The sequence below is a fragment of the Bradyrhizobium sp. th-b2 genome, assembly GCF_000426785.1.
GTDB classification, from domain to species: Bacteria; Pseudomonadota; Alphaproteobacteria; order Rhizobiales; family Xanthobacteraceae; genus Bradyrhizobium; species Bradyrhizobium septentrionale.
The window spans coordinates 1-9,535 of the sequence record NZ_AUGA01000124.1 but is presented as its reverse complement, the minus strand read 5'-3'; the positions used below and the strand labels follow the sequence as shown (position 1 = coordinate 9,535).

The 9,535-nt window shown below is 60.6% G+C and carries 9 protein-coding genes and 2 pseudogenes; 8 read left to right on the top strand and 3 right to left on the bottom strand.

Annotation, left to right across the window (positions count from 1 at the left end; translation table 11 throughout):
• Positions 1 to 347: pseudogene (locus tag K359_RS55835) on the top strand (transposase); the annotation flags it as partial.
• 596 nt (positions 348 to 943) lie between these two features.
• On the opposite strand, the gene K359_RS65310 reads toward K359_RS55835, so the two are convergent.
• Entirely contained in the window at positions 944 to 1,066 is a 123-nt protein-coding gene (locus K359_RS65310) for a transposase (RefSeq protein WP_051346802.1), read from the bottom strand.
• A gap of 164 nt (positions 1,067 to 1,230) precedes the next feature.
• Complete coding sequence (locus K359_RS55825) at positions 1,231 to 2,181, bottom strand: LysR family transcriptional regulator (RefSeq protein ID WP_051346801.1); 951 nt, start codon at positions 2,179 to 2,181, stop codon at positions 1,231 to 1,233.
• A 346-nt stretch (positions 2,182 to 2,527) separates the two neighbouring features.
• On the opposite strand from K359_RS55825, the gene K359_RS0144950 reads away from it, so the two are divergent.
• The 7 genes from K359_RS0144950 (at position 2,528) to K359_RS60245 (ending at position 9,217) form a co-directional block, all read left to right on the top strand.
• On the top strand, positions 2,528 to 3,559 hold the full coding sequence (locus K359_RS0144950) for a transporter substrate-binding domain-containing protein (protein WP_029084903.1): 1,032 nt from the start codon (positions 2,528 to 2,530) through the stop codon (positions 3,557 to 3,559).
• A gap of 56 nt (positions 3,560 to 3,615) precedes the next feature.
• A complete protein-coding gene (locus K359_RS0144945) occupies positions 3,616 to 4,812 on the top strand; it encodes an ABC transporter permease subunit (RefSeq protein WP_029084902.1) in 1,197 nt (398 codons plus the stop codon).
• Entirely contained in the window at positions 4,812 to 5,945 is a 1,134-nt protein-coding gene (locus tag K359_RS0144940; RefSeq protein ID WP_029084901.1) for an amino acid ABC transporter permease, read from the top strand. The genes K359_RS0144945 and K359_RS0144940 overlap by 1 nt, the downstream gene beginning before the upstream one ends.
• The gene (locus tag K359_RS0144935) at positions 5,942 to 6,736 is read left to right on the top strand and encodes an amino acid ABC transporter ATP-binding protein (RefSeq protein ID WP_051346800.1); all 795 of its coding nucleotides are present in this window, start codon (positions 5,942 to 5,944) and stop codon (positions 6,734 to 6,736) included. Before K359_RS0144940 ends, K359_RS0144935 begins: the two co-directional genes overlap by 4 nt.
• Before the next feature lie 76 nt (positions 6,737 to 6,812).
• Complete coding sequence (glyA, locus tag K359_RS0144930) at positions 6,813 to 8,105, top strand: serine hydroxymethyltransferase (protein ID WP_051346799.1); 1,293 nt, start codon at positions 6,813 to 6,815, stop codon at positions 8,103 to 8,105.
• 146 nt (positions 8,106 to 8,251) lie between these two features.
• Positions 8,252 to 8,938, top strand: coding sequence for a serine O-acetyltransferase (locus K359_RS55820; RefSeq protein ID WP_051346798.1), 687 nt, complete (start codon positions 8,252 to 8,254; stop codon positions 8,936 to 8,938).
• A 39-nt stretch (positions 8,939 to 8,977) separates the two neighbouring features.
• On the top strand, positions 8,978 to 9,217 hold the full coding sequence (locus K359_RS60245; RefSeq protein ID WP_084518801.1) for a VOC family protein: 240 nt from the start codon (positions 8,978 to 8,980) through the stop codon (positions 9,215 to 9,217).
• Here the strand turns inward: K359_RS60245 and K359_RS55815 are convergent.
• Positions 9,214 to 9,535, bottom strand: a pseudogene (locus K359_RS55815) (IS5/IS1182 family transposase); the annotation flags it as partial. The gene K359_RS60245 and the pseudogene K359_RS55815 overlap by 4 nt on opposite strands.

Genomic DNA, 9,535 nt, shown 5'->3' with positions numbered 1-9,535 from the left:
TTTTCCGGGCGCGGCTCGACCAGATCATCAATCTGAAGCACGAGCTGGTCCGGCTCACCGGCAAGATCGATTGGGACTGGATCGACGGCGAGATCGCGCCGCTCTACAGCGAGAACGGCCGGCCGGGGATTGAGACCCGCTTCGTGATCGGGCTGTTGTTGCTCAAGCACATTTACGGGCTGTCCGATGAGGGGGTATGCGAACGCTGGGTCCACGACCCGTATTTCCAGTACTTCACTGGCGAAGAGTTCTTCCAGCACGCATTCCCGCACGAGCGCTCGGACCTGAGCCATTGGCGCAAGCGGCTCGGCGACAGACTGGTTCGGATGGACATCAAACAGTTGCGCCAGCTCGGCCAACGTCTTCTCCCCCTTCACGGCCGCCAAAGCCACCTTGCCGTGAATGAAGCCGAAGACGCAGCGTCGCGAACTCGGCAGTGGCCAATTCCCGGACTTTGGGAATCGCGTCGCGCACGGTCAGCATCAGCCAATAAGCGGTGCCGGAGAATGCGTCCGGCGACTCCTCTTCGTCATCTTCGCTCCTGATTCGCGGCAAGAATCCTCGCCGCTCTGACGTAGCGAATGCGTGCGCGTTTAGCCATTCTCGTCTCTCCTAATCTCTCCTAAATCTGCAAGTCCTGAAGGACCAGCATAGACCAATGGTGGGATTCGGCTGCCACCAATCCAGGTAGGTGCGGTGCAGTCCTTCTCCGCGATACTCTTTGCTCGCACCCTTGAGAATTGAGCCTCTCGGGGGGCAAGGTGGTCAGTCTCGCTAGCCCGTCCTATTCGTGAGAGTGCTTTTTTAGTCCGCTTGATGTGGCCGCACATCGGCTCTGACGAGGCGCGCGGGATTGCCTTCGGCTTTTCACCGCCCGACGACCGGTACTTCGCAACGCGCTTGAGGTGTAGGTTGGGCGAACGGGGGGCGCACGCCCCGCCGGTCAAGGACCGAGCGGCAGCAGCGCGCCTGGCAAGCCGCGGATCAGGTCGGCTTCGGGACAGGCCGCGGCAAACGCAAGGCGAATGCGGCTCGTGGTCTCGACGACACGGGCAGCGAGTTTCAAGAGTCGGCTTTAGCGAACACGAATCTCACATTCGCGGATGATCAGGACGCCATAGGCGTCCGATTCCGTCCGCCGGAGCTATCTTCCGTCCTTAAAGGAGGTTTTCATGCGCCAAGAGCGGATCTATCTCGACGCGAGATCGGCCGACAATTTACGCAGCCTGCCTAGTCTGCGAGTGTCTGAACGACTCGATCTGCGGAAACGAGCCAACTCGCTGACGGAAGCGAGCTGACAACCGTCTGAAGCTCTGAAATGCAGGCGGCTATTGCGGGGTTGCGCTTCTCGCCACGCCGGTACGCCACGAAAATTTTTCGCGCGATGGTCGGCCTGATCTCCTTCAGACAGAGCTTTCCAACGTAGTCGCGGCCCCGAAGGCCTGGAATGATCGAAATCGAGCATCCGGCCTCGATCAAGGCGCGCACCACTTCGAAGCCGTGACAGTGCCCATTAATGACGGGATCGAAGCCAGTGTCCCTACAGGCTTTGACAATGACATTGGAATAGGTGATCGAGGCCGTGTCGAGCGCCCATTTCTCTTCGCTCAGTTCACGCAAGGTGGCATACGGGCGATCCGCGAGCGGGTGGCCTTCGGGAAGTAGGACGTGGAGGCTGTCATCGAGCAGATGAAGCATTTCAACCGTCGCCTCGGGAATTCCTGGCGCGGTCGTCAAATCATCCACGATGGCGACGTCCGTCTGCCAGGCGCGGAGAGCGGCTAGGCCGTCCATTGGCTCAAGTTCGTCGAAGGTCGTCGCAAGGTCTGGAAAGCGATTGGCCATGGCCCGCATCGTCCGAGGAATCAATGACGCTGCCACCGATGGAAAAGCCGAAACGCGCAGCTCTCCCGCAACGGTGCGCTTGAGTTCCGCCAGGTCGGTCTTGGCTTCCTCCAGGATGCCGATCACCCTTCCTGCATGTTCGGTGAGGCGCTCGCCTGCGGGAGTCAGGCGGACGCCTCGCCCGCGGCGCTCGACAAGCTCAATCCCAACTTCGTCCTCGAGCAAAGCAATCTGCTGAGAGACAGCGGAGGGCGAGATAAACAAGGCGTCGGCCACCGATGCCATTGTTTTTCGCAGTGACAGCTCGCGAAGTGTGCGCAGGCGGGCAAAGTCCATGCGGTGAACTCGGGTTTTGCTCAGTCCTTAATCATGCAATTTCTCTAACGTATATGTCAATGTTAATTAAGTAGACCTGTATTCATAGTTGCGCCTAGCCTGCTCATTGTGAGAGGGGCGCCCCTTTCCCCTTGATCACGACGGAATTTGGCTATCAGGCTGAAGCTTCCGTGAGGCGACGGTAGCGGACCGAGCTCGAGGAACCACGGCGATCTCGAATTCGCAACTCGTGGAAGAAAATTTTCGCATGGTTCCATGCGGGAACAAACCCATCCGGCAGGAGATAGGGCGCGATTTCGTTGCCGGGTTCGATCGATGACCTAACGAATAGCAGGGGAATTGCGTCATGAAATACGGGAAACTTCTTGCCGCTGGGCTAACCGCGGCTGCAAGCCTTTGGGTGAGCGCTGCTTCGGCCGCCGTGCTGGACACAGTCAAGCAACGCGGCATCCTGAACTGCGGTACGGACAACACCGCGCCGGGCTTCGGCTACCTCAATACGAAGACTGGCAAGATGGAAGGCCTCGACGTGGATTTTTGTCGGGCGATGGCGGCCGCTGTGCTCGGCGACGCCGCGAAGGTCAACTTCGTAGTCGTGACCGACAAGAGTCGGTTCAACGCTCTACAGACCGGCCAGGTCGACGTCGTCTTCGCACACACCACGGTCAAGCCGGTGCGCGAGTCAGCCATCGGTATCGATTTCCTGCCGATCAGTTTCTACGACGGCACCGGCGTCATGGTGAAGGTTGCCTCCGGCGTGAAGTCGGTAGCGGAGCTAGACGGCGCGACGATCTGCACGACCCAGGGCTCCGGTACCGAAAGCACGCTCGCCGGAACCATCAGACAACGTGGCTTCAAAAACACGAAGGTCCTCACTTTTGAGAACCTAGAGAAGCTGTTTGGCGCGCTCGAAGGTGGGCGTTGTAATGCGATGTCAACAGACAAGTCCGCGCTCGCTGCATGGCGAGGAAATTCGGCCAAGCCGGCCGACTACGTGATTCTGCCGGAGACCCTCGATAAGTCGCCGTTTGCCGGCTTCGTGGCCGCCAACAATTCCAGGTGGCGCAACCTGCTGCGCTGGGTGACGTACGCCCTTTTCCAGGCAGAAGAGTGGGACATTACGTCGGTGAATATCGCCGATAAACTGAAGGACGAGAATCCCTTCATCCAGAAGTTCCTCGGTGTGAAGGGCGGCTTCGGAAAGGACTTCGGAGTGGCCGACGATTTCATCGCGACGATGGTGAAGGCGGTCGGCAACTACGGCGAAATCTACGACCGAAATCTCGGACCAACGACGCCCTATTTCATCGACCGCGCCGGCACCCCCAACGCGTCCTGGACGAAGGGCGGAGCCGAATACTCGCCCCCCTGGAATTGAGTCAGGCCTCAGGCGCAAGCCTTCGGGCTTGCGCCTGTCCAAGGGATGCCAACCCCATGTCGATCCAAACGACGGACATACCCTTCTCCGGTCCACCTCGTCATCGGCTTCTGCTGCTGACCAGGCGCTATCTGCAGCAGGCCGCAATCGTCGGCGTCGCGGTCGCTCTGGTTGTCTGGTTCGGGTGTTCCGTCCGTCACGCGCTTGCGCAGAAGGGCATCCAGTTTTCCTTCGGCTATCTCTGGAATTCGGCGGGGATCAGTCTCAGTGAGGGCGTCGTGATAGCCTTCGAAAGCCTGCGCCCCATCCTCAGGCCGTTTTCCTCCACGGACACCAATGCGCAGGCTCTTCTCGCTGGCTTGGGCAACACGCTCAAGGTGACACTCTCCGCCATTCTTCTCAGCACCGCATTCGGGACCATCGTCGGGATCGGCCGCCTGTCGACGAACTGGCTCGTCCGAAATCTCTCTTTCGGGCTGGTGGAGTGCGTACGCAACACGCCGCTGCTCATTCAGATCGTGTTTTGGTATTTCGCGGTGGTCCTCCGCTTTCCGCCAGCCGACGCCGCTTCCAGCTGGTTTGGCGGCCTGATCGCGAGCCGCTCTGGAGTTTTCCTGCCGGGAATCGCCGTTTCGGACGTTGCCTCTCCCGTTTCGTGGAGCCTACTTGTTTGCGGCTTTGGGGCCGCGTTCGCAGCGCTGTTCGTAGGTCATAGAGCCACGAAGGCCGCGCTGTGTGCCGCTTCGGCCGCAGCTGTGACCGGATCCATCATCGTTGGCTTTCCACTTGCCCTCGACCTGCCGGTCGCGACGCGTTTCGGAGCGAACGGCGGAACGGTGCTGACGCCGGAAATGACCGCGATCCTTCTCGCCATCGTGGTGAATAGCTCGGCCTATGTCGCGGAAATCGTTCGTGGCGCGATTGATGCGCTGCCGAAGGGGCAATGGGAAGCCTCCGCGGCGCTCGGCCTGTCCAGGTCGCACACGCTGCGCGACATCATCCTTCCACAGGTCTTCCGGGTTGTCCTGCCCTCGTTCGCCAATCGCTACATCAGCCTGACCAAGGATACCTCTCTTGGCATCGCGATCGGGTATCCGGACCTCTTCAACGTCTCCGGCACGGTCTCAAACCAGACCGGGCGCAATCTGGAAGGCGTCATCATCGTGATGCTGACCTATCTCGTCTTGAGCTGGATCATCAGTGCCTGCATGAACTTGATCAATGCGCGAGCGAACGCGCGAGGAGGCTCGTGATGAACGTCGTCGCGCTGCGGTGGGTTCACCGCAACCTCTTCGCCAAACCGTTCGACGCGGTGCTATCTGTCTTCGTTATCCCGATCTCGGCATGGGTCATCTACGCTTTCGCAAAATGGGTGCTCGTCGATGCCCGCTGGCATGTGCTGACCGGCAGCATGCGGGTGCTGATGGTCGGCATCTATCCTGTTGACCAACTATGGCGCGCATGGTTCTCCGTGACCGTGCTTTCCGCGATGCTCGGCGCTGGTCTCGGTCTCTCCATGCAGCCGCCGCGACGTCTTCTGGCGGTTCTCGCCATTCTAGGCGCCGCCGCCGGAATTATTGCTTCCTTCAGCGTGGGAGCCGCGCATGGGGCGCTCATCACGGCCAGTGCCTGGATCGGCGTCGGCGTGTGGCAAGCGGTCTCCCTGTCCGTTCGAGCGCGGCGACTGGCTGCGCCGGCAATGTTGCTCGGTTTAGCGGCGATCTTCTTCGTCTTTTCGCCTCCGGGGCTGGAGACGTGGGGCGGGTTGCTGCTGAGCGTCATCCTGACGCTCACAACTTCGGTTCTGACGCTACCTTTTGGCATCCTCCTCGCATTCGGCCGTCAGAGCCGTATCGCGAGCCTGCGCGTGATCTGCACGGCCTATATCGAGATCATGCGGTCCGTCCCCCTGATCCTCGTAGTCTACTGGATCTGGATCGTGGTTCCACTTCTCGCGCCGAACACGTCAGTTCCAAGCCTTCTTCGTGGCATGGCGGGTTTTGCGCTGTTCTACGCCGCCTATGTCGCGGAGTACGTTCGCAGTGGACTGCAGGCACTTCCCAAAGGTCAGGTCGAAGCGGCTAATTCGCTTGGGATGAGCACCTGGACCATCAACGTCGACATTGTCCTTCCACAAGCCTTACGCGTGGTTGTTCCTGCGCTGGTCGGTCAGGTTCTGGACATTTTTAACGGAGCCACGCTGGTCTTCATCATCGGCCTTACAGATTTTCTACGCGCCGGTCAGATGATCCTTGCCGATCCGCAGAACAGCGGACGGATCTACGAGATCTACGTCTTCCTGCTCGCGGTTTATTTCACCGTCGGTGCGACGATCACCTACGCCTCGCGCCGGCTCGAAGCCTATCTCGCAAGGGGGGCGCGATGAGCGCTAACCAACAGCAGCCTTCGGTTGGGTCGACAGACAGCATCGTCACCCTTTCGCGTTTGAACAAATCCTTTGGCTTATTCCATGTACTCAAGGACGTCGATCTTGAGGTGGCGCGAGGCGAGGTCGTCGTCATCATCGGTGCGAGCGGATCAGGCAAATCCACGCTCATCCGGTGTGTCAACGGTCTGGAGATGTACCAAAGCGGCCGATTGCGGGTTGACGGCTTCGACATGCCGACTGAAGCCGACCGGGAGATCGGTGGAGAGAAGGAGCTCGCCAATATCCGCAAAGGGGTGGGCATGGTGTTCCAGCAGTTCAACCTTTTTCCGCATATGAGCGCGATCGACAACGTTGCGATCGCCCCCGTTCGCGTCCGTAAGAAAACGCCTGCCGAAGCCCGTGCAACAGGCTTGCGTCTGTTAGAGCGGGTGGGCTTGCGCGATCATGCCCACAAGTTTCCCGGGCAACTGTCGGGCGGCCAGCAGCAGCGCGTCGCGATTGCGCGATCGCTGGCGATGGAACCCCACATCATGCTGTTCGACGAACCGACATCCGCCCTCGACCCCGAGATGGTCGGAGAAGTCCTCGACGTCATGCGAGAACTTGCAAGAGAAGGCATGACGATGATGATTGTGACTCATGAGATGGGCTTTGCTCGCGAGGTCGCAGATCGGGTCGTCTACATCGATTACGGTCGGATTCTCGAGATCGGGACGCCGAGCGCGATTTTCGACCGTCCGTCACACGAGAGAACCCGTACCTTCCTGTCCCGTGTCTTGCGGCACTAGTGCGCGAAAAATGTTCGCGGCGGTGCCCGTCGAGCCTAACTGACCAAACCGAAAAGGTGACATAATGACGAGAGCGATGAACAAGAGATTGTCGACCCAACCGAACGACAGCGGCTGGCAAGGCATCTTCTCTGCCGATGCGGCACAACTCGGCGCCGATGTCGTTGAGCTAATTGGAGATGACCGCGCGCTCGAGGTGCGGTCGCTGAACCTGATCGCCTCCGTGTCCTATTGCCCGCTGGGACTTCGGCAGATTGAGGGGACCCATCTCGTCAATCGCGCTGCAATTGGCTTACCCGGCCGAAGAATTGTCGCGAATTGCGAACATCTTGACGCGATCGAGGTTCTCGCGACCGAGCGGGCCAAAGCCGTGTTCGCCGCCGAATACGCGAATGTACAGGCGCTCTCTTCGACCATTGCCAACGTAGCGGTGTTGCGCGCGGTTGTTCGAGAGGACGGGGCGCGGCTGCTGATGTTCGACGAGCTTGCGGGCGGCCACGTTAGCCATGGGGCAATGCGTCATATCACCGGCTCTAATCGCGAGGTCACATCCTTCGGCGTCACGCCGTCTGGCATGGTGGACCTCGATCACGCTCGGGACATGGCGCGCAAGACGCGACCGCATATCCTGATTGCCGGTCCATCGTCCTATCCTCGGGAAATCGACTTTGCGGCCTTGCGCGCCATCGCCGATGAAGTGGGCGCGCTCCTGTTCACTGACATCGCGCACGTGGCGGGGCTGATTGCGGCCGGCCTGCACGCTAATCCGGTTCCTTTTTCGGACGTTTCGACGACCTCGACGCAGAAGACGCTCTGCGGACCGCGGAATGGCGCATTCGTCTTCGCCAAGAATCGCTTCGGCGCCGAAATCGACGCCGCGATATTCCCTGGCCTGCAGGGGCCGGCAGCGGCGAATCTGATCGCCGCCAGGGCCGTTCAGATGGAGATGATCACCCGCCCGGCCTTCGCCGAACTCATGCGTAACGTCCTTGCGAATGCGAAGGCTCTGGCGGCGGGCCTCGAAGAGGGCGGGGTGGTCCTATACACCGGCGGCACCGACTCGCACATGGTCATGGCGTTTACCGGCGAGCTCTGGACGCAAGCGGAACTGGTCGCGAAGCTCGGCGAGTATGGCATCCTGGGAAATGCCATGCGGGCGCCTGACCGCTCAGGAAAACCACGCACGGCCTTCCGTCTCGGAACCGTGGGCCTGACGATTCGCGGCCTCGGCATGGATGATTTTTCGCAGATCGGCCAAGAGCTGGCATTGATCTTTGCCGCCGGACCAGGCGCCCCGCTGGATCGGGCGCGTCTCGAGACGCTGCGGCAGCTCGCCGCCACTCACCCCGTTCCTTCCTTCATCGACTGACACAGTGCGCTGACCGCTATCCCGGCGCGGGAGCAATAGATCTGAGTATCGCCGCAACCGACAAATCTGACGTCTCCGGCTCTTTTGATCCCGAGGGCAGCCGCCTTCTCAGCCAAGGCTGGGACCTGGCGGGCCGGGAGGCGTCGGTGTTCGACGTTCTGTCGCTCGACCTCGGCTCCATGTCGTACGCTAGGGACCTCATGGCAGCAGTGCTTGCCAACGCCGTTCAGGAACCTCAGGCGAGGCGGGCTGTCCTGACGACTGCAACGGAAGTGTTCCGACGAGATCCCGACGTGCCGCGCGCGTCGATGATCGACGTCGCGGTCACGACGGTGCGAAATTTCGAGCCGGGCGGAGAAATTGAGACCCTGTTGTTCTCAAGAGGCATTCACGCCGTCCTCGCGCATAGGGTGGCACATGCGCTCTGGCGTGGAGGTAGAAAAGAGCTCGCACTAGCAACGAAGACGATCTTCGGTCAAGCCTTCGCGACCGACATTCATCCCGGAGCGGTATTCGGCCGCGGAGTCTGGCTGGATCACGGTCTGGGTTTCGTTGTCGGGGAGACTGCGGAGATTGAGGACGATGTCAGCATCTGGCATGGCGTCACGCCCGGCAGCACCCTGAAGGATAGCAGCGACCGCCGCCATCCCCGCTTGCGGCGTGGATGCACGATCGGCGCCGGCACGATCATCCTGGGCGGAATCGATATCGGCGAGGGAAGCGTCGTCGCGGCCGGTTCGATCGTTCTGACCCCCGTTGCGCCTGGAACGACCGTCGCTGGGGTTCCTGCCCGCCAGAAACCTCGTTCCACCACGTCGTTCTCGGGCTTTTGAGCAGGTCCCCATCCGGAGCTATCATGACCGCCTTCTGGCATCGACCATCCTCTTTTGCTCGTCCGTGATCTGGCCTCGACGTCAGACCGTTGTGCAGCGCTTGGCTTCGCACCACGCCCCCTCGGCAGGCATCCATGGGGGACGTGCATGCAGCTCGTTCAGTTCGATGGTTGCTCTATCGAACTTATGAGCCTTTATGACGAGACCTTGATCGATCAACATGCGGTCGATGGATTCAGCTTCGGCCGCTACATCCGTGATCAGTTAGTCGTCGGTTAAGAAGCCGATTTGAGTGGTGTGCGGTGGCTGGTGACTGAGAAGAAGGCAGCCAGGAAGAGGTACCAAAGAGCCCTTAGCCAGGCGAGGATGCGGCGGAAGTTGTAACCGACGGCGGAGAGGATGACGTTGGCGGTATCGCCGGCGCGGCCTTTGAGGTAGCAGCGGCCGAGGTGTCCGTCAGCCTTCAAATGGCCGATCACGGGCTCGATAGCGGAGCGGCGCCGCAGCTGGCGCTTGATAGTGCCGAAGACGCCGCGCTTCTGGCCGGAGATGAAGACGCGGCGCGGGTTCTGTGCGTCATGGCCGCGGTATCCCTTG

Excerpts from the sequence above, each read along its gene's own strand:
- K359_RS55825 (WP_051346801.1), bottom strand. The coding sequence starts at position 2,181 with ATGGACTTTGCCCGCCTGCGCACACTTCGCGAGCTGTCACTGCGAAAA.
- K359_RS0144950 (WP_029084903.1), top strand. The coding sequence starts at position 2,528 with ATGAAATACGGGAAACTTCTTGCCGCTGGGCTAACCGCGGCTGCAAGC.
- K359_RS0144945 (WP_029084902.1), top strand. The coding sequence starts at position 3,616 with ATGTCGATCCAAACGACGGACATACCCTTCTCCGGTCCACCTCGTCAT.
- K359_RS0144940 (WP_029084901.1), top strand. The coding sequence starts at position 4,812 with ATGAACGTCGTCGCGCTGCGGTGGGTTCACCGCAACCTCTTCGCCAAA.
- K359_RS0144935 (WP_051346800.1), top strand. The coding sequence starts at position 5,942 with ATGAGCGCTAACCAACAGCAGCCTTCGGTTGGGTCGACAGACAGCATC.
- glyA (WP_051346799.1), top strand. The coding sequence starts at position 6,813 with ATGAACAAGAGATTGTCGACCCAACCGAACGACAGCGGCTGGCAAGGC.